Origin of the sequence: Nocardiopsis sp. LDBS1602, from assembly GCF_035818715.1 — a bacterium.
GTDB lineage: Bacteria > Actinomycetota > Actinomycetes > Streptosporangiales > Streptosporangiaceae > Nocardiopsis > Nocardiopsis alba.
The window spans coordinates 85,507-103,540 of the sequence record NZ_JAYLVW010000002.1 but is presented as its reverse complement, the minus strand read 5'-3'; the positions used below and the strand labels follow the sequence as shown (position 1 = coordinate 103,540).

The window sequence follows — 18,034 nt, the reverse complement described above, 5'->3', positions numbered from 1 at the left end:
GAGGTGCTGCCCGGGTCGTTCTCAGGGGTTGTCCCTTTCGGCGAAGGCCTCGGCGACGATGCGGTCGGCGCCTTCGGCGATCATCTGTCGGGCCAGTTCGCGGCCGAGCCCGATCGCCGTCTCCAGGTCCTCCGGCGAGGCCATCTCCACGGTCCGCTCGCGGCGGACGGAGGTGGAACCGTCGGTGGCGACGACGGCGGCGCGCAGGCGCAGCCGTCCCTCCCCGTACTCGGCGAAGGCGCCGACCGGTGCGGCGCAGCCGGCCTCCAGCTCCGCGAGGATGGTGCGTTCGGCGACGACCTCGGCGCGGGTGGGCGCGTGGTCGACGGAGGACAGGTAGGCCAGGTCCCCGTCGGCGCGCTCGGTGCGGCACTCCACCGCGAGGGCGCCCTGGCCGGGGGCGGGCAGCATCTGCTCGGGCTCGAAGACGTCGGTGACGTCCTCGCGGCGGCCCACCCGGCCCAGACCGGCGTAGGCCAGGATCACGGCGTCGAGTTCGCCGGAGGCCACCTTGCCCAGGCGGGTCTCGGCGTTGCCGCGGATCGGCACGTAGACCAGGTCGGGGCGCAGGGCCGCGAGCTGGGCGACCCGGCGCGGGGAGCCGGTGCCGATCTTGGAGCCGGCGGGCAGGTCCATGAACTTGAGGCCGTCCCTGGCGCACAGGGCGTCGCGCGGGTCGTCGCGTTCGGTGATGGCGGCCAGGACCAGACCGTCGGCCGGGGTGGTGGGCAGGTCCTTGAGGGAGTGCACCGCGAAGTCGATGGTGTCGGCGACCAGCTCGTCTCGCAGGGCGTTGACGAACACCCCGGTTCCGCCGAGCTGGGTCAGGTGGGCCTTGGTGACATCGCCGAAGCTGGTGATCAGCTCCAGTTCGATGGCGTGGCCGGTCCGTTCGGTGATCGTGTCGGCCACCTTCTGGGACTGGTTGGTGGCCATGGTGCTGCGTCGGGTGCCGAGCTTGGCGGCGGTGGCGGTCATGCCTTCTCCTGTGCGGGCCGCGCGGCGGTGGAACGCCCGGCGTCGGCCGCGGTCTTCGGGTCGAGGTCGAACAATCGGCGCAGGGCGGCCTCGTATGACTCCCCGTCGGGGGCGGCGGCCAGCTCCTTCACGCGCACGGTGGGTCTGTGCAGAAGCTTGTCGGCGACGCGGCGCATGGCGCGGCCGATCTCCTCGCGGGTGCGCTCGTCGAGGTCGTCGGGGAGACGGCCGTGCAGGCGGGAGAGTTCGGCGTCCACGACGCCGCGGGCCTGGGCGCGCAGGGCGACGACGGTGGGGGCGACCTGGTCGGCGCGGCGTACCGCGCGGAACTCGTCGACCTCCTCCTCGACGATCCCGCGTACGAGGGTCAGCGCTCCGGAGCGGCCGGCCTCGGTGTCGGTTCCGGTCGCGGCGGCCTGACGCAGGTCCTCGATGTCGACGAGGTGGACGCCCTCGCGTTCACGGACGGCGGGGTCGATGTCGCGGGGCAGCGCGAGGTCGAGGAAGACGAGGGGGCGGGTACGCCCCCGGGTCGCGTCGGCCACGGCGTCGGCGGTGAGCACGAGGCCCTGGGCTCCGGTGCAGGAGATGACGAGGTCGACGTCGGGGAGGGCCTCGGCCGCGTCGGCGAAGGGGACGGTGTCGGCCCGGACGGTCTCGTAGGCCTCGTTGAGGCACTCGGCCAGACGCGCGGCGCGCTCGTGGGTGCGGTTGGCGACGATGACCGTTCCGGCGCCCTGACGGGCGACGGTGTTGGCGGACAGGGCGCTCATGGAACCGGCCCCCAGGACCAGCACGCGGGTACCGGTGAGCGGGCCGGAGGGAAGGTCGGCGGTGAGGGAGCGCGGCTCGGCGGAGGCGGCCTCGGCGAGTCCCTGGCCGGACATCGGGCATCCGGCGGGCGGGGTGACCGACCCGAAGGGGAGGTCGGGGCTGGGGGTGACGGCGAGGTGTCTGGAGGCGACGGTGAGGCCGAAGCTCACCATGTCGGCGCCGGCGTGGTCGAGGTGCGTCTCGGTGTGGGCTCGCTTGCCCACGCGCAGGGCGCGCTGGCCGAGGTCGTTGAGGACGCGGCCCACGGAGCCGGTCTCCTGGCCCTCCTTGAGGGAGTCGCGGACCTGGCCGAGGATCTGACCCTCGCCGACCACCATGGAGTCGAGTCCACAGGTGACGGAGAACAGGTGCTGGACGGCCTGGTCCTCATAGTGCGCGTAGAGGTGCTCGGAGAGCTCGGACAGGCTCACGCCGCTGTGCCAGGACAGGAGTTCGGTGATGGCCGCGAGTCCGTCGTGGTAGCCCGCGACATCGGCGTAGATCTCCGTGCGGTTGCAGGTGGAGACCACCATGACCTCGTTGACCGCGTCGGAACCGACCATCTCCCCGACCGCCCTGCTGCGCGCCTCCCCGTTCAGCGCGACGCGTTCGAGCAGCGCCACCGGTGAACTCCGGTGGCTCAACCCCACGGCCAGGACACTCATCCGTACTCCTATGCAGGCACTAAGTCTCTCCATGTTCGGGCAGGGCCGCGGCCCCCGGCCGTCGGCCCCCCGAAACGCGGCGCACGCTCGCTCTTCGCCGCCGCCCGTGCGGGTCCGCAGGACCCTGGACGTCTACGTCATCTCCAGCCCTACCCGCTCCGCCTCTCGGCCGTCGCCATCGGCCCTGCGTTGCGCGTGGAAGGCGAGGATCTGGAGTTCGATGGACAAGTCGACCTTACGCACATCGACCCCGTCCGGCACATTCAGCACGACGGGAGCGAAGTTGAGGATGCTGGTCACGCCCGCCTCGACGAAGCGACTGGCCACCCCCTGGGCGGAGCCGGCCGGTGTGGCTATGACCCCGATCGACACGCCCTTGGAATGCACAACCTCTTCCAGGCTGTCAATATGCCTCACCTCCAGCGACGCGACGGTCCTCCCGACCACCTCCGGATCGGCGTCGAGCAGGGCCGCGATCCGGAAGCCCCGGGTGCCGAAGCCCCCGTAGTTGGCCAGAGCGCGCCCCAGGTTGCCGATGCCGACGATCGCGACGGACCAGTCCTGAGTGAGACCAAGCTCACGCGAGATCTGGTAGATGAGGTACTCCACCTCGTAGCCCACCCCGCGCGTCCCGTAGGAACCCAGGTGCGACAGGTCCTTACGGAGCTTGGCCGAGTTCACCCCGGCCGCTCCGGCCAGGGCCTCCGAGGAGACCGTGGCGGTGCCGCGGTCCTGGAGGACCTGGAGAGCTCGCAGATACACCGGGAGCCGGGCGACGGTGGCCTCCGGTATTCCCTTTTCCCGGGGTCGAGGCGGACGACTGATCACAGGCGGGCGCTCCTGAGGTGGGTCGGTTCGGGCGGGGTGCGGGCCACGCCCGTCCCCGGCCTCACCCACCGGTTCCGCGCGTTCCCCGACCTTCGGGATGTACGGGAACTCCAGATTACGTGCTTGTGAAAGCACGCACAAAGTGGGGTGGCATGTGAGCGCCCACGAGCGGGTTCACACAAATCACCCCTCCCCGAGGGCCCTCGAAAACGAAAGATCACATCATCGGCATTTCCGGCGGGAGGGAAAACCCGCCGGCCCCGACGTGGTGCTCGTTCCCCGAGAAAAAGGGCGGGAGAACCCGTCGCCCTCCCGAGCACGCTCAGGAGGAGAGGGCCGAGCGCAGCCGTTCCTCGGAGACCCGCCAGAAATCGTGGCGACGCCCGTCGACGAACGTCACCGGGATCTTGTCCCAGTACTCCTCGCGCTCGGCCTCGGACACCTCGTCGAGGCTCCGCTCCGCGCGGTCCACTCCGAGTTCGTCCGTCACACGGGTGATCACCGACCACGCCTCTTCGCACAGGTGACATCCGGGCTTGCCGAGCATCACCACACGTGCCCGCTCCGTCCAGACCGAGGTCCCCGTCATGTTCCGCTCCGTCTCCACGTTCTCTCCCCGCTCATCCACCGGCGAAGGGCGGTAGGACCTCGATCACGGTCCCGTCCTCGACCACGATCCCGCCGTGCTCTCTCCGTCCGACCGGTTTCTCGTCCACGAGAAGCGACGAGGCCCCCAGTACGCGCAGGAAACGGTCGTCGGGGTGCAGACGGCGCGCCGCTTCGAGAGCGGCTTCGAGAGTTCCGGCATCGACCGTGTCCTCGGCCGTCCCGGCCGCTTCCTTCGCCGATGCCCAGTACCTGATAGTGCACTTCGCCATCTGTTGATTATCCTTGGTGTCCTCGGAGGCGACGTATTCGACCATTCTTCACCGGGGGCAACGGCGCCTTCGATCGCCCGCCGGACGCGGGCCGACGAGAAGAGACGCATGAGCCAGCTGCTGCTACTGACGAACTCGAACGAACCGTCCGATCACGTCCTGCCCGCACTCGGGCTTCTCCTGCACTCGGTGCGCGTGGCGCCCGCCGAGGCCGGCGCACTCCTCGCCTCAGGGGTGAGCGGTACGCCCGGAAGCCCGGTCGACGCCATTCTGGTCGACGCCCGAACCGACCTCGCGGCCGCCCGTAACTTCTGCCGCCTGCTCGACACCACCGGCCTGGACCGCCCCCTCCTGGCCGTCCTCACCGAAGGCGGCGTCGCGGCGCTCACACCCGAATGGCCCATCGACGACTTCGTCCTGGCCGACGCGGGTCCCGCCGAGGTGGAGGCGCGTCTACGGATGGCGGTCGGCGCGGCCGAGGCCGGCGCCGACGATCCCGGCGAGATCCGCCGGGGAGACCTGGTGATCGACGAGGCCACCTACATCGCCCGACTGCGCGGACGCATCCTCGACCTGACCTTCAAGGAGTTCGAACTCCTCAAGTTCCTGGCCCAGCACCCCGGCCGGGTGTTCACCAGGGCCCAACTGCTCCAGGAGGTCTGGGGATACGACTACTTCGGCGGCACCCGGACCATAGACGTCCACGTCCGGCGGCTGCGCGCCAAGCTGGGCTCGGAGCACGAGTCCCTGATCGGGACCGTCCGCAACGTGGGCTACCGGTTCGTGCCGGACCCCGTGGCCAAGGCCCCCGCCTCTCCGGCCGGGCTCACCGACGGGCCGGCCGAGGCGCGATCGGCGGAGGCCGGCACCGCGTAGCGGTACCACCGGGGTCGCGACGGGAACCCGCCGGAGAGCCAACGGTCGAGGAACAGACGGTGTGGAGTCTCGTACTCGGAGTCCTCACGCCCTAAGATCGTTGACGCACCCGGCGGGTAACGACAGGCGCGGCGGAGCTCTCCGGGTGTGGACCGAGACGCCCTGGCGCGCCACCGGAGGAGTGAGATCGCCCCGATGCCCGTCCCCGCCGCGACACCCCCCGTCCACCCCACCCCGCTCCGCCGCCGTGTGCCCGCCCTGCTCGGCGTGGTCTTCATCGGCTCCACCATGATCGCGCCCCCGGGCCTGGCCCACGCCGCCCCCACCGACGGGGTGGTGTTGGCGTTCGAGCGGACCACCGACACCGTCGAGCCCGGATCGCCCGCGCCGGGCAACCCGCTCTCGGTGACCAACGGCGGCACGCTGCCCCTGTGCCTCCAGGCCCTGGAGGTGAACGATCCCGGCTTCCGGGTGGACGACTTCTCCGCCCGTGAGGTCGCGCCCGGCGAGTCCGCGCCCGCGGGCGTCGTGGGCGGTTCCCCCGACGACGGGACCACGGTGACCGCCACCCTCTCCTACGCCTTCGCCGACGAGGCGGAGGGCTGCGCCGGAACCGAGCCGAGCGGATCCGCGGCCTCCTCCTGGCGGATCGACGTCCCCGAGCCCGAGCCCGAACCCGAGCCGACCCCCACCGAGGAGCCGACCGAGCGGCCCACGGAGGAACCCACCGAGGAGCCGACGGAGACCCCGACCGAGGAGCCCACCGAAAGACCCACGGAGCCTCCGACCCAGCCCCCCACCGATCGGCCCACGGAGGAACCCACCGCGTCGCCGAGCCCCACCGCTCCGCCGACCGGGACCCCCTCCCCGAGCGACTCCGCGTCCCCCACGGACCGGCCCTCCACGACGCCTTCGCCGACCAACGGCGAGGAGACGACCGCCTCGCCCTCCGACCGGCCCTCGAACACACCGCGGCCCTCCCCCGACCGCACACCGTCCCGAGGCGGGGGCGACGTTCCGCGCGGAGGCACCGTCCCGACCAGCGGCCCCCAGGCCCCGACCCTGCCCCGTGACGAGGCCGACCTGCCCGAACTCGCTCCCGGGGTCCCGGAGGACCTGGCCGACCTGCCCCTGGTCACCCCCACCTCCGATGACGACGCCGAGACCGAGGTCGCCGCCGACCACGACGACCTGGGACCCTCCATCACCCCGGCGATCCTGCTCGCGGCGTTCCTGCTGGCCCTGCTGTTGGCCGCCCCCTTGGCGCCGACCCGTCGGGTCCGCCTGGGAACGGGGTACCAGGGCAGGCGCCGCAAGGGCTGACCGCCCCATCGCATGTTCGGCACGCGCCCGGCTCCCGCGCGAGGCCGAACAGGATCTAGGATTCCGAGCCATGAGCACCCCGCTGACGGTCACCGATGACCTCTCCTCCGACCTGGTCGAACCCGTCCTGGTCCTCGCCGAGGCGGCCCGCGCCACCGACGGAGTCGCCCCGCTGTCCGAACAGACCCTGCTCCGGGTCAGGCACGGGGCCCCCGCCGGAAGCAGCCGCTTCCACGTCCTCGCCGAGGAGGGCCGCGTCGTGGGCTTCGCCTTCGTCGAGCGTTCCGAGGACGAGCCCGACTCCGGCGAGGTCGTCGTCGACCCCGAGCGGCGCGGCCGCGGATACGGAGCGACCCTGTTGCGTTCGATCCGAGAGGACGCCGGACCGAACGGGATCCGTGTGTGGGCCCACGGGCGCACCCCCGCGGCGGTCGCCACGGCCGAGGCCGAGGGCTGGACCCCGGCCCGGGAGCTCCACAAGATGCGGATGCCCCTGCGGGATCTGGGCCCCGAGGTGCCCGGAGGCCCCTGGACCGCCCCGGAACTCCCCGAACCCGAGCTGCGCCCCGAGGTCGCCGAGCGGGTGCGGATCCGCCCCTTCGTCGTCGGCCAGGACGAACACGCCTGGCTGACAGCGAACTCCCGCGCCTTCGCCGACCATCCCGAACAGGGCTCCCTGACCCTCGACGACCTGCTCCAGCGCGAGGTCGAGGACTGGTTCGACCCGCGCGGCTTCTTCGTCGCCGCCACCGAGAACGGGACGATCGCCGCCTACCACTGGACCAAGACCCACGCCGACGGCGCCGGTCTGAGCGACGACGAGACCGTCGGCGAGGTCTACGTGGTGGGCGTGGACCCCGACTGGCAGGGCACCGGTCTGGGCCGGGCCCTCACCCTCGCCGGTCTACGTCACCTGCGCGACTCCGGGCTGCCGTGGGTGCACCTGTACGTGGACGGTGACAACCGGGCCGCCGTACGTCTGTACGAGTCGCTCGGCTTCTCGATGTGGGACACCGACGTGATGTACGCGCCTATCGCTCACGAGGGCTGAACTCGCCCCCGAGAACACCCCACGGGCGTGCGCCTCGTCACATTCACCGATCGAACCCCTTGCCGCCACAAGGGTGCGACACGACGTTCATCTTCCGTTCATCTTCCCTGAGAGAACTGGTCACTTCCGGCGCTTACCTTCGCAATCGTCACGGTAAGGGCGCCTTCGGCGATCCTTCCGTAACACGGCGGTCGTCCCCGCCCCGGCGCCCAGTCGGAGCGGTGGCACCCAGGCCTCGCGTGACCGGCCCCGAACCCTTTCCGAACCGGAGCATCCATGACGACCACGGACTCGCCCAAGGCGGCACCACCGCCCGCGGGCAAGCGCCGTATCGGCGACGTCGTTTTCGCCGGGCTCGCCCGAGGCTCGGGCATCCTGATCCTGCTGATCCTCGCCGGTGTGGCGGCCTTCCTCCTGGTCCAGGCCTGGCCGTCCCTGATGGCCAACACCTCGAACTTCCTGACCGACCAGTCGTGGGACGCCAACAGTCGGGAGAACCCGTCGTTCGGTGTCGCCGCCCTGGCCTTCGGCACGGTCCTCGCCGCGACGATCGCGCTGGCCCTGGCCACCCCGGTCGCCATCGGCATCGCGCTCTTCATCGTCTACTACGCCCCGCGCAGGCTCGCCGCCACGCTCGGCTACCTCGTGGACCTGCTCGCCGCGATCCCCAGCGTGGTCTACGGCCTCTGGGGCATGATGATCCTCGCCCCGAAGCTGGTCCCCGTCTACGAGGGCATGACGCGCTACCTGGGCTGGATCCCGCTCTTCGCCGGCCCCGCCTCCACCTCGGCCCGCACACTGCTCACCGCGGGCATCGTGCTCGCCGTCATGATCCTGCCGATCATCACCGCGATGTCCCGCGACGTCTTCCAGCAGGTCCCGCAGGGACACCGCGAGGCCGCGCTCGCCATGGGCGCCACCCGCTGGGAGATGATCCGCCTCGCGGTCCTGCCCTTCGGCAAGTCCGGGATCGTCGGCGGCGCCATGCTCGGCATGGGCCGCGCGCTCGGCGAGACCATGGCCGTCGCCATGATCCTCTCCCCCTCCCTGGCCATCTCCTTCGACCTGTTGCAGAGCGGTAACCAGACCATCGCCGCGCACATCGCGCTCCAGTACCCGGAGGCCACCGGCTACGGGGTGTCGGCGTTGATCGCCGCCGGTCTGGTCCTGTTCGCGATCACCCTCGCCGTCAACATGGGCGCCCGCTACGTCGTGGCACGGGGCAACAAGGAGTCCGCATGAGCATGACGACCACGCAGCCTCCCGCCCCGGGTTCGGAGGCCGGCTCCCGGACCGAGCTCAGCACCGGCGCCCTGCCGCGCCGCTTCCCGCTCCTGCTGCTCGCCGGCTCCGCCCTGGTGGTCGCCGGCGTACTGGCCGCCTTCTCCTCCTTCGGCCCGGTCGCCTGGGCCCTACTGACCGCCGTGGCCTACACGGTGATCATCGTGACCGCCTCCGTCCGTGTGGAGGGCGGCCGCAAGGCCAAGGACCGTCTGGTCACCGCGATCGTCTACGGCTGCTTCCTGCTGGCCATGGCCCCGCTGGTGTCCCTGCTGTACACCGTGGCCGACAAGGGCCTGGACCGGTTCAGCCCCTACTTCCTGACCGTGTCGATGAACGGCGTCCTGCCGAGCATGGACGCGGGCGGCGTCTACCACGCCATCGTCGGCACCCTGGCCATCACCGGCATGGCCACCCTGATGGCGGTGCCGATCGGTGTTCTCACCGCCGTCTACCTGGTCGAGTACGCCCAGGGGCGGTTGAAGAAGGTCATCACGTTCTTCGTCGACGTCATGACCGGTATCCCGTCCATCGTCGCCGGTCTGTTCGTCGTGGCGCTGTGGATGATGCTCTTCGGCCCCGGCAAGACCAACGGCGCCGCGGGCGCCATCTCGTTGGCCGTGCTCATGATCCCCGTCGTGGTCCGCTCCAGCGAGGAGATGCTGCGCCTGGTCCCCCAGGACCTGCGCGAGGCCTCCTACGCGCTGGGCGTGCCCAAGTGGCGCACCATCGTCAAGGTCGTACTGCCCACCTCGGCGGCCGGTCTGACCACCGGAATCATGCTGGCCATCGCGCGTGTTATCGGAGAGACCGCTCCACTGGTCCTCACCGCGGGATCGTCCGCGGTCTCCATCAACTGGAACCTGTTCGACGGCCAGATGATGAACCTGCCGGTGTTCATCTTCTCCCAGTTCCGTATGGGCGGGGCCGTCAACTACGAGAGGGCCTGGGCGGCGGCGTTGACGCTGGTCCTGGTGGTCATGCTGCTGTTCTTCCTGGCACGCGTGATCGGCCGCCTCTTCGCACCCAAGACCCGCTAGAGCACACGAGGAACACCCTGTGGCGAAACGAATCGACGTCTCCGGACTGCACGTCTACTACGGCGACTTCCTCGCGGTCGAGGACGTGTCCATGACCATCGAGCCGCGATCGGTGACGGCGTTCATCGGTTCCTCCGGCTGTGGCAAGTCCACCTTCCTCCGCACCCTCAACCGGATGCACGAGGTCACCCCCGGCGCCCGCGCCGAGGGCAAGGTGCTCTTGGACGACCTGGACATCTACGGCGCCGAGGTCGACCCGGTCCTGGTCCGCAGCGAGATCGGCATGGTCTTCCAGAAGGCCAACCCCTTCCCCACGATGTCCATCTACGACAACGTGATCGCCGGGGCCCGGCTCAACAACAAGCGGATGCCCAAGTCCGAGGCGGACGACCTCGTCGAGGAGTCCCTGCGCGGCGCCAACCTCTGGGAAGAGGTCAAGGACCGCCTGGACAAGCCCGGCTCGGGTCTGTCCGGCGGCCAGCAGCAGCGTCTGTGCATCGCGCGCGCCACCGCGGTCAAGCCGTCCGTGCTGCTTATGGACGAGCCCTGCTCGGCCCTGGACCCGATCTCGACGCTGGCGATCGAGGACCTCATTCACAAGCTGAAGGAGGACTACACGATCGTGATCGTCACCCACAACATGCAGCAGGCCGCGCGCGTCTCCGACCGCACCGCCTTCTTCAACCTCTCCGCCCCGGGCAAGCCCGGCAAGCTGATCGAGATGGGCGAGACCAACCAGATCTTCACCCGTCCCGAGAAGAAGGAGACCGAGAACTACATCACCGGCCGCTTCGGGTAGATCGAACGGCACGAACACGGAGAGGGCGGGACCTCGTCATGACGACGCCGCTCATCATCGACACCGATACCGCGCAGGACGACTGCGTGGCGCTGTTGGTGGGTCTTCTCGACCCCGAGGCGGACCTGCGGGCGATCACCATGGTCGCCGGGAACGTCGGGTTCGAACAGCAGGTGCGCAACGCCCTCCTGACCCTGAACGTCGCCGGGCGGCTCGGGGAGGTGCCCGTGCACCTCGGATGCCGGCGCCCGCTCGTACGCGAGTGGGTGAGCGCGGAGAACGTGCACGGGGACGGCTCCGGCGGGCTGGACATGGACCGCGAGGGTCTGGCCGTCGAGTCCGAGCACGCGGTGGACGCCCTCGTCCGGATGGCCGCTGAGAACCCCGGTGAGCTTTCGATCGTGGCGATCGGTCCGCTCACCAACATCGCCATGGCGCTCGCGAAGGACCCCGCCTTCGTCGACAACGTGAAGGCGTTGTACGTCATGGGCGGTTCCAACAACGGCCGGGGCAACATCACGGCCGCCGCCGAGTTCAACTTCTACGTGGACCCCGAGGCGGCGAAGTCGGTGTTCGCCGCCGGGTTCGACGTCACCGTGGTGCCCTGGGATCCGCTGACGCTCCGGCAGGCGGTGTTCGGGCAGGAGCGGCTCGATCGGATCGCCGCTCTGGGGACGCCGCTGTCCTCGTTCTTCACCCGGGTGTGCTCGGCCACGCTGGAGTTCGACCGCAAGGTGGGAATCGACGGCACCACCCACCCCGACTCCCTGACCGCCGCGGCCCTGATCCGGCCGGAGCTGGTGCGAAGGGCCACGCCCTACCACGTGGACGTGGAGACCGCCGGTGAGCTGACCCGCGGCTACTCGGCGATGTCCTGGGGCGTCCACGGGCTGGAGGCCAACGCCCGGGTCGTGGAGGAGATCGATTCCGAGGGGTTCTTCGAGTACCTGGTGTCGCTGCTGTCGCGGCGCACCGTCCCCGCCCGGGAGATCGGCGGTCTGTGACCCGATCTCCCGGGCTCGGGGCGGTTCACGAGGTCACATGGTGTTGATGACCAGGCCGATGTGCGTGTAGTAGTTCAACGCGCCGAAGAGCAGGAACGCGATACCGGCGATCCCCCACACGATCCCGATGACGGTCCACAGGGGGCCGCCGAGCGCTCTGAGCGCGAACGGGAACAGCACCGCGCCGATGCCCACGAGCACGTAGAGGCCGGAGATGAAGGTGGCCTCCAGCCACGGGTAGGCGCCGAACACGCCGGAGATCGGTTCCTGCGGCGGTGCGGCGAACAGGGTGAAGGCCCATCCGGCGGCGGCGATGCCGAACGAGGCCAGGCCGATACCGAAGATCAGCACCGAGACGGGGCCGGCCACTCGGGCGGCGTGCTCGACGGGACGTTCACGCCCGTTGAGGTCCTCGCCGCGCTTCCACAGGTAGAAGGAGGCGACCAGCAGGAGGACACCGAACACCAGGCTCGGCTCTCCGAAGATGATGTTGTCGAAGGGGAACCCGCCGGCCGCCAGAGGCCACGTGAGCGTCATGTGCAGGCCGGTCGTCGTCAACAGCAGGCCCAAGGCCGCGAAGGCGAGCGCCCAGCCGTCAGGGACGATCCTGCGCCCCTGGAGCAGCGCGCGCCCCAGGGCCACCACCAGGATCAGGCCGGCCCCCGCCGCGAGCGCCATCACCGTGTTGTAGGTCGGCATCGTCGCCCAGTCGATCCGAAGACCGCCTTCGACACCGGTGAGAAAGTCCCCCATCGTCGCGCACCCACTTCAGAGCCGATGTGCCGTCATGCACAGAGTGTGACTCCGCCACGTTCACACATCACTCCGCGTGATGTCACGTATGTGATGGTTGTTTTTCCATGCCCGATTCGCCCGCTTGGCTCAAAGAAGAGGTTCACTCGATCCGGGTGATCGTCCCCTGAGCCGCCGCGACGGTCCTCTCCCCCTCGTCGCCGACCATCACCAGGTCACAGCGGCACAGCGCGCGCCTGCGCGTGGACTCCACCACGTGCGCGCGGGCGGAGAGCGTCCGGCCGACCGCCGGACGCAGGTACTCGATCGTGAACCCCCCGGTGAGCACGGAGGCGCCCAGGACGCTGCCGCCCGCGAAGGTGAGGGCGTTGTCCGCCGCGTAGGAGAGCACACCGCCGTGCAGGAAACCGTTCTGCTGGAGGAGTTCGTCCCGGACGTCCACCTCCAGGACGGCGCTCCCCTCCTCGAAACCGACCAGCCGCGCCCCGATCAGCGAGCTGAACGGCTGGGCGTCCAGGACCAGGCGGGCGAGGTCGAGGGTGATCTCTTCGGACATGGCACCTCCGAACACGGGGCCCTCACCGTAGCGCGGCGTGGGCCGCCCTCCAACGGGCGGCCCACCGCTTCAGGCCTGGTAGGGAACCGCGTCCACGAGGGTGACCTTGACGGTCCGGCCGCTGGGGACCGCGTAGGAACGCTCCTCGCCCCGTACCGCGCCGAGCAGGGCCTGCCCCAACGGGGACTGAGGAGAGTAGACGCTCAGTTCCTCGTCGAGCGCGCCCTCGCGCACACCGAGCAGGAAGGTCTCCGTGTCCTCCTCGCCGCCATAGCGGACGGTCAGGATCATGCCGGGCTCGGCGACGCCGTCGTCCGGCGGGGCCTCACCGATCACCGCGTGCTTGAGGAGCTCCTCCAGCTTGTGGATCCGCGCCTCACGGGCGTCCTTGCCCTCGGCGAGACGGATCCCCAGACTCTCGGCCTCGGCCGTGTCGGTGTGGCCGTTGAGGGCGGCCAGCTCCACGGTGAGCCGACGGTGGGCGCCCGGCGTGAGCCAGGCCGTACTGTCGTTGGACATCGTTGACTCCTTGGAAGAGGAAGGGCGCCCCGCCGATGTTCGGCGGGGCGCCCGGTGGACGAGAACGTCGTTCACCGGAGAGGGTCGAAGGGGCGTAGCGTCGCCGGAACGCTTCCGGTCGCCACCGCCCGGGCGAGCAGCCGGCCGGTCGCCGGCCCCTGGGTGAAGCCCCACATGCCGTGGCCGCCGGCCACGTACAGTCCCGGGATCCGGGTGGCTCCGATCACCGGCAGTCCGTCCGCCGTGACCGGACGCGAGCCGACCCACGTGTCGGTGCGGGCCTCCAGGTCGACCCCTGTCAGGTAGGGGGCGGCCGAGGTCGCGATCGCCGAGATCCGGTCCGCCGCGAGTGGGGCGTCGATGTCGCGGAACTCCATCGTTCCGGCGACTCTCAGCCCCTCGGCGAGAGGCGTACACGCCACCCGCGCCTCCGGCAGGTAGAGCGGCCCGGGTACCGGACCGTCGGTCGGGGCGGTGAAGCTGTATCCGCGTCCCGCCCTGAGTGGAACGGTGACGCCCCAGGGGCGTCCCTGACGTCCCAGCCAGGCACCGGTGGCCACGACGACCGCGTCCGCGGACTCGGTCTCGCCGTGCGCCGAACGGAGTCGGAAGCCGTCCCCGCGGGCCTCCACCCCGGTCACCCGGAAGCCTTCGACGACGCTGCCGCCGCGTTCCCGTACCGAGTCCGCGAGCGCGTGCGTGAACAGGCCCGGATTGACGTAGCGCTGCCCGTCGATCCGTACCCCGGCCCGAACGGTCCCGGAGACGAACGGGCTCTGCGAGCGCGCCGCCTCCCCGTCCAGGGCCGCGTAGGAGAGAGGCAGGCCGGCGGCCCGCACCTGGTCCAGTTCCATCAGGAGGTGCGCCGCGCGCTTCTCACTGGTGAACAGGGCCGTGACCGGGGCGTCCTCGGTCTTGGGGCCGTCCTTCAGACCCACACCGGCCTCGGTCAGCTCGGTGAAGGCGTCCAGGCTGACGGAGCTGAGCGGCACGTTGCCGACCAGCGCCCTCTCCCAGGTGGAACGCCTGCTGTTGATGGCGAAGGCGGCCAGGAAGCCCAGCAGACCGGTGTCGGTGGTGGGCGGAATGGACAACGGCGCCTGGGGGTCGAGGAGGGCCCTCACCCCGTGGCCGAACACCGACGGGTCGTTCAGTGGAATCGTCAACCCTGGAGCGATCCAGCCCGCGTTACCCCAGGACGATCCCGCCGCGACCGTGTCGCGTTCGACCACCGTGACCCCGACCCCGTACCGCTGGAGGTACCAGGCGGTCGACAGGCCCACGATCCCGGCGCCGACGACGATGACGGTACGCGGTACCCCCGCGCCCTTCACGGACATGGCTCGTTCTCCCTAGTGCATGCTGATGAGCGGACCCGGTGCCGCGCCCGCTCCGAGTCTCCCCCGTCGACACGGGAAGATCCTTGTCAGGACAGCACAATTTCGCCCTAGTGTGAAGTGGGTTTCGAACAATGGGAGGGGTGGCGGGATGGTTCTGCTGGACCGGTTGGTCACCATCCTCGGCACATACGGGACCCGTCTGGTGGGACCACGACCGTCGCCGGAAACGGTACTGCGCGGCGTGGCCCTGCACGACCCCGGGGTCCCCGGCCGGGAGAAGGGCGACGTCCTGTTGGCCATGGGGGTGAGCGACCCGGCGCACGCCGTCGCGCTCGCCGAGCGTGCCCGCGCCATGGCCGTCGTGGTGCGGCCACCGCATGTTCCGGAGGCCGCCGAGAGCGGCGAGCCCTACGTCGAGGCCGCCGAGGCGGCCCGTGAGCACGGCATCGCCCTTCTGGTGGTCGACACGTCGGTCTCGTGGGGTCAGGTCGCCGGAGTGGTCTACGGACTGGTGCTGGAGGGCGGCGAGACGGAGGCCGGGCGCGGACCGGCCGACCTGCCCGCGCTGGCCGACACCATCGCCTCCCAGGTCGGCGGGGCGGTGACCATCGAGGACCCCCGTTACCGGCTCCTCGCCTACTCCGACCGACAGACCGACGCCGACCGGGCCCGGCTGGACACCATCCTCGGCCGTCGCGTCTCCGACGAGATGCAGCGCCATCTGGAACGCCAGGGGGTCACCGCGCACCTGGAGTCCTCGAACGAGCCCCTGTTCCTACCGCCGGAGCCGTCCCTGGGCCTGGGCGGACGCACCGCCGTGGCCGTCCGGGTGGGTCGCGAGTTCCTGGGCTCCCTGTGGACGTCCTGCGAGCGTCCGCTGGACCCCGAGCGTTCGACGCTGTTGACCGAGGGCGCCCGGACCGTCGCGCTGCACATGCTGCGCACCCGAGTGAGCGCGGACCTGGAACGCCAGGTGGAGTCGGACCTGGTGAACCGGCTGCTGGCCGGGGCCATGGATCCGACCGAGGCGGCCGGACGGCTCGGGCTGGCGGCGACGCCCCACCGTGTGGTCGCCCTCCAGGCGCACACGTCCGACGAGCGCCATTCCGCCACCCTGCTGACCTTCGAGCGGGCCACCACCGGCTTCGGCTGGTCGAGGCCGGGCCGCAGCACGGTGTTCGGCAGCACCGTCTACACGGTCCTGCCCTGCGGAGCCGACCCGGCCCCGGCGCGCGCGTGGGTGGCCGAGACCACACGAGGGCTGCCCCCGCACGTGGTGGTGAACGCCGGGATCGGAGGCCCGGCGGACCTGGCTCGGCTGCCCGCGAGCCGTCGCGAGGCCGACGAGAGCCTCGCCCTGCACGCCGACCGCCCCGACGGGACCGACCGGCCCGCCGTGGCCTACGACGAGTCCTGGGACGAGGTCCTGGTGCACCGGCTCCGGATGGCCTCCGCCTCGGGCCGTCGGCCGGCCGACGGCCCGGTCGCCGACCTGACCCGTTACGACGCCGAGCACGGCACCCGCTACGCCGAGACGCTGCGCGCCTGGCTCGGCGCCCAGGGCGACCCGAACCGGGCCGCCCACGAGCTGGGCGTCCACCCGAACACGATCCGACACCGCATGCGCAGGATGGCCGACGTGACGGCACTGCGCCTGGACGACCCCCGCGCCCGGCTGGCCCTGGCCATCACCCTGGAGGCCTACGCCGAGAACCCCTGACCCGGAGACCGGCACGGGAGGGCGTGTGCACCGACCCCGGACTAACCCCGGCCTTATCCGTGCTTGACCACAATGGTCTCGACCGTGTTGGCGACGTGTTCGAAGGCGTCGGCGGCGGTCTCGAGTTCCTCGATCACGTCCTTGAGCTTGAGCACGGTGAGGGCGTCGTACTCGCCGCTGAACAGCTTGGCGAGGAGTTTCCGGTAGATGCGGTCGGCCTGGTTCTCCAGCTGGTTGATCTCGATCCAGTAGCGGGTGAGATCCTTCATCGTCCGGAGCCGGGGCATGGCCTCCGCGGTGAGTTCGGCGGCGCGTTCGAGCACTTCGATCTGGTCGATGATCCCCTTGGGGAGACGCTCCAGGCCGTACAGGCCGATGAGGTCGACGGCGGCCTCCATCGAGTCCATGACGTCGTCGAGGTTGGAGGCGAGACGGTAGATGTCCTCGCGGTGGAGCGGAGGTGCCGAGCTCTTGTTGAGTCGGCGCATGATGGCGTGGGTGGCGTCGTCACCGGCGTGCTCGCAGGCACGCATCTTCTCGGTGATGGCCTCCCGGTCGGCTCCGTCGCTCATCAGTTCCACCAGCAGGCGGGCTCCGATGACCAGGTTGTTCGCCGAGTCGGTGAACATCTCGTAGTAGCTGTCATCACGCGGGCGCAAGCGCAGGCGCACGTCGTTCTCCCGATGGTGCGGTGGTCTTCCTTGGTGGATGTTAAGGGCGCTGACCAGTTGCTTCAGCGCGACAGCGCAGGGCTCGCCGGGCCCGGGCCCCGGTGTGGGGGAGGTGGGTCCGGTCCGGGTCACCCCTTGTTCATCCGCCTGTGTCGGCGCGGTGAACACCAGCAGGGCGTGGGTTCCACCGCAATCCTCCCAATCTCAACGACACCGGGACGCTTCGGGACGCTACCGTGTCCCGCCCCGGCCGGCCAGCGGAACGATGAGACAGGAATCACCCAGGGGGGTGGAGAGAGGCGGACTCCTCCACCTCTCTCCTCCGACGTCCACCTTGGGTCCAACTCCTCGGCATGACAAGTACCCCTTCCGTTCACCCGATCGTCACCCGCCCCTCCCGAGTGTCGGCGTGCCTTCTCGCGGGGCCGTCCTCACCTTTCTCCAGCGCGCGCGGGTCGTCGCGCCCGTAGGCTTCGGGCATGCCTTCAGCTCTGTCCCCGGCGTCCGTCCGGCGTCTGCGCGCCGCTCTGGACGAACAGCTCTCCGCTCTGGGCGAACCTCCCTTCTCCGGAACCGACGAGGAGGCCGTGGCCGCCTGTGCCCGCGCGGTCCTGCGCGCCGAGGGGCCGTCGCGGCCCGCGGTGAAGGCCGCGGTGCGGTGCAGCCTGGCGATCCTGGCCGACCGGGCCCCGGGTCGGAGCCTGGAGGTACGGGTGCCTCCGTACGGGGCGGTCCAGGCGGTGGAGGGGCCCCGGCACACACGGGGGACCCCGCCCGGGGTGGTCGAGACCGATCCCGTCACCTGGCTGCGCCTGGCCTGTGGGCTGCTCGGTTGGGAGGAGGCCGTCGCCGGGCACGACGTGCGCGCGAGCGGGGTCCGGGCCGACCTCTCCGAACAGCTGCCCTTGTGGCCCTCCGACCCCGCCGTGTGAGGGGTTC

Annotated in this window: 19 protein-coding genes; 9 read left to right on the top strand and 10 right to left on the bottom strand. The window is 70.6% G+C overall.

Going from position 1 to position 18,034, the window contains the following annotated elements; translation table 11 throughout:
• Positions 1-21 precede the first annotated feature (21 nt).
• The 5 genes from hemC to U9J66_RS08495 form a co-directional block, all read right to left on the bottom strand.
• Positions 22-978 (bottom strand): hydroxymethylbilane synthase, encoded by a 957-nt coding sequence (gene hemC, locus U9J66_RS08515; protein WP_014911621.1) that lies wholly within the window; start codon positions 976-978, stop codon positions 22-24.
• A complete protein-coding gene (locus U9J66_RS08510; protein ID WP_042284452.1) occupies positions 975-2,456 on the bottom strand; it encodes a glutamyl-tRNA reductase in 1,482 nt (493 codons plus the stop codon). The genes hemC and U9J66_RS08510 overlap by 4 nt, the downstream gene beginning before the upstream one ends.
• A gap of 132 nt (positions 2,457-2,588) precedes the next feature.
• Positions 2,589-3,284 (bottom strand): redox-sensing transcriptional repressor Rex, encoded by a 696-nt coding sequence (locus U9J66_RS08505; protein WP_014910427.1) that lies wholly within the window; start codon positions 3,282-3,284, stop codon positions 2,589-2,591.
• A gap of 322 nt (positions 3,285-3,606) precedes the next feature.
• Positions 3,607-3,873 (bottom strand): glutaredoxin family protein, encoded by a 267-nt coding sequence (locus U9J66_RS08500; protein WP_026124728.1) that lies wholly within the window; start codon positions 3,871-3,873, stop codon positions 3,607-3,609.
• 31 nt (positions 3,874-3,904) lie between these two features.
• The gene (locus U9J66_RS08495) at positions 3,905-4,162 is read right to left on the bottom strand and encodes a MoaD/ThiS family protein (protein WP_026124727.1); all 258 of its coding nucleotides are present in this window, start codon (positions 4,160-4,162) and stop codon (positions 3,905-3,907) included.
• Positions 4,163-4,270: 108 nt separating this feature from the next.
• On the opposite strand from U9J66_RS08495, the gene U9J66_RS08490 reads away from it, so the two are divergent.
• The 7 genes from U9J66_RS08490 to U9J66_RS08460 all read left to right on the top strand — a co-directional run bounded on the left by U9J66_RS08490 (position 4,271) and on the right by U9J66_RS08460 (position 11,536).
• Positions 4,271-5,038 carry a winged helix-turn-helix transcriptional regulator gene (locus tag U9J66_RS08490; RefSeq protein WP_014912544.1) on the top strand — a complete coding sequence of 256 codons (768 nt, stop codon included), beginning with the start codon at positions 4,271-4,273 and terminating at the stop codon, positions 5,036-5,038.
• 195 nt (positions 5,039-5,233) lie between these two features.
• Positions 5,234-6,361, top strand: a complete 1,128-nt coding sequence (locus U9J66_RS08485) for a hypothetical protein (RefSeq protein WP_161110779.1) — start codon at positions 5,234-5,236, stop codon at positions 6,359-6,361.
• Positions 6,362-6,431: 70 nt separating this feature from the next.
• Entirely contained in the window at positions 6,432-7,412 is a 981-nt protein-coding gene (gene mshD, locus U9J66_RS08480; RefSeq protein ID WP_326337450.1) for a mycothiol synthase, read from the top strand.
• Between the two features lie 276 nt (positions 7,413-7,688).
• Positions 7,689-8,654 (top strand): phosphate ABC transporter permease subunit PstC, encoded by a 966-nt coding sequence (gene pstC, locus U9J66_RS08475; RefSeq protein WP_014908526.1) that lies wholly within the window; start codon positions 7,689-7,691, stop codon positions 8,652-8,654.
• On the top strand, positions 8,651-9,733 hold the full coding sequence (gene pstA, locus U9J66_RS08470) for a phosphate ABC transporter permease PstA (protein ID WP_017533109.1): 1,083 nt from the start codon (positions 8,651-8,653) through the stop codon (positions 9,731-9,733). Before pstC ends, pstA begins: the two co-directional genes overlap by 4 nt.
• Before the next feature lie 19 nt (positions 9,734-9,752).
• The gene (gene pstB, locus U9J66_RS08465) at positions 9,753-10,532 is read left to right on the top strand and encodes a phosphate ABC transporter ATP-binding protein PstB (protein WP_014913178.1); all 780 of its coding nucleotides are present in this window, start codon (positions 9,753-9,755) and stop codon (positions 10,530-10,532) included.
• 38 nt (positions 10,533-10,570) lie between these two features.
• Positions 10,571-11,536, top strand: a complete 966-nt coding sequence (locus tag U9J66_RS08460) for a nucleoside hydrolase (protein WP_017533108.1) — start codon at positions 10,571-10,573, stop codon at positions 11,534-11,536.
• Between the two features lie 33 nt (positions 11,537-11,569).
• On the opposite strand, the gene U9J66_RS08455 is transcribed toward U9J66_RS08460, so the two are convergent.
• From U9J66_RS08455 to U9J66_RS08440, 4 genes are all read right to left on the bottom strand, one after another.
• Positions 11,570-12,289, bottom strand: coding sequence for a DUF981 family protein (locus U9J66_RS08455; protein ID WP_042284445.1), 720 nt, complete (start codon positions 12,287-12,289; stop codon positions 11,570-11,572).
• A 142-nt stretch (positions 12,290-12,431) separates the two neighbouring features.
• The gene (locus U9J66_RS08450; protein ID WP_017533105.1) at positions 12,432-12,845 is read right to left on the bottom strand and encodes a PaaI family thioesterase; all 414 of its coding nucleotides are present in this window, start codon (positions 12,843-12,845) and stop codon (positions 12,432-12,434) included.
• 69 nt (positions 12,846-12,914) lie between these two features.
• On the bottom strand, positions 12,915-13,364 hold the full coding sequence (locus U9J66_RS08445) for a GreA/GreB family elongation factor (protein ID WP_014908583.1): 450 nt from the start codon (positions 13,362-13,364) through the stop codon (positions 12,915-12,917).
• Positions 13,365-13,435: 71 nt separating this feature from the next.
• Entirely contained in the window at positions 13,436-14,704 is a 1,269-nt protein-coding gene (locus tag U9J66_RS08440) for an NAD(P)/FAD-dependent oxidoreductase (RefSeq protein WP_014909101.1), read from the bottom strand.
• Between the two features lie 148 nt (positions 14,705-14,852).
• On the opposite strand from U9J66_RS08440, the gene U9J66_RS08435 reads away from it, so the two are divergent.
• Positions 14,853-16,424: a PucR family transcriptional regulator gene (locus tag U9J66_RS08435; protein WP_042284442.1), complete on the top strand. Its 1,572-nt coding sequence runs from the start codon at positions 14,853-14,855 to the stop codon at positions 16,422-16,424.
• A 53-nt stretch (positions 16,425-16,477) separates the two neighbouring features.
• Here U9J66_RS08435 and U9J66_RS08430 read toward each other — a convergent pair whose 3' ends face one another.
• Positions 16,478-17,095 (bottom strand): DUF47 domain-containing protein, encoded by a 618-nt coding sequence (locus U9J66_RS08430; protein ID WP_014908919.1) that lies wholly within the window; start codon positions 17,093-17,095, stop codon positions 16,478-16,480.
• A 479-nt stretch (positions 17,096-17,574) separates the two neighbouring features.
• Between U9J66_RS08430 and U9J66_RS08425 the strand changes: the two genes are divergently transcribed.
• Entirely contained in the window at positions 17,575-18,027 is a 453-nt protein-coding gene (locus U9J66_RS08425; RefSeq protein WP_014908309.1) for a sterol carrier family protein, read from the top strand.
• Positions 18,028-18,034 lie beyond the last annotated feature (7 nt).

Bases quoted from the DNA above. Each gene is read 5' to 3' on its own strand.
- hemC (WP_014911621.1), bottom strand. From the start codon at position 978: ATGACCGCCACCGCCGCCAAGCTCGGCACCCGACGCAGCACCATGGCC.
- U9J66_RS08510 (WP_042284452.1), bottom strand. From the start codon at position 2,456: ATGAGTGTCCTGGCCGTGGGGTTGAGCCACCGGAGTTCACCGGTGGCG.
- U9J66_RS08500 (WP_026124728.1), bottom strand. From the start codon at position 3,873: ATGACGGGGACCTCGGTCTGGACGGAGCGGGCACGTGTGGTGATGCTC.
- U9J66_RS08495 (WP_026124727.1), bottom strand. From the start codon at position 4,162: ATGGCGAAGTGCACTATCAGGTACTGGGCATCGGCGAAGGAAGCGGCC.
- U9J66_RS08490 (WP_014912544.1), top strand. From the start codon at position 4,271: ATGAGCCAGCTGCTGCTACTGACGAACTCGAACGAACCGTCCGATCAC.
- U9J66_RS08485 (WP_161110779.1), top strand. From the start codon at position 5,234: ATGCCCGTCCCCGCCGCGACACCCCCCGTCCACCCCACCCCGCTCCGC.
- mshD (WP_326337450.1), top strand. From the start codon at position 6,432: ATGAGCACCCCGCTGACGGTCACCGATGACCTCTCCTCCGACCTGGTC.
- pstC (WP_014908526.1), top strand. From the start codon at position 7,689: ATGACGACCACGGACTCGCCCAAGGCGGCACCACCGCCCGCGGGCAAG.
- pstA (WP_017533109.1), top strand. From the start codon at position 8,651: ATGAGCATGACGACCACGCAGCCTCCCGCCCCGGGTTCGGAGGCCGGC.
- U9J66_RS08460 (WP_017533108.1), top strand. From the start codon at position 10,571: ATGACGACGCCGCTCATCATCGACACCGATACCGCGCAGGACGACTGC.
- U9J66_RS08455 (WP_042284445.1), bottom strand. From the start codon at position 12,289: ATGGGGGACTTTCTCACCGGTGTCGAAGGCGGTCTTCGGATCGACTGG.
- U9J66_RS08450 (WP_017533105.1), bottom strand. From the start codon at position 12,845: ATGTCCGAAGAGATCACCCTCGACCTCGCCCGCCTGGTCCTGGACGCC.
- U9J66_RS08445 (WP_014908583.1), bottom strand. From the start codon at position 13,364: ATGTCCAACGACAGTACGGCCTGGCTCACGCCGGGCGCCCACCGTCGG.
- U9J66_RS08440 (WP_014909101.1), bottom strand. From the start codon at position 14,704: ATGTCCGTGAAGGGCGCGGGGGTACCGCGTACCGTCATCGTCGTCGGC.
- U9J66_RS08435 (WP_042284442.1), top strand. From the start codon at position 14,853: ATGGTTCTGCTGGACCGGTTGGTCACCATCCTCGGCACATACGGGACC.
- U9J66_RS08425 (WP_014908309.1), top strand. From the start codon at position 17,575: ATGCCTTCAGCTCTGTCCCCGGCGTCCGTCCGGCGTCTGCGCGCCGCT.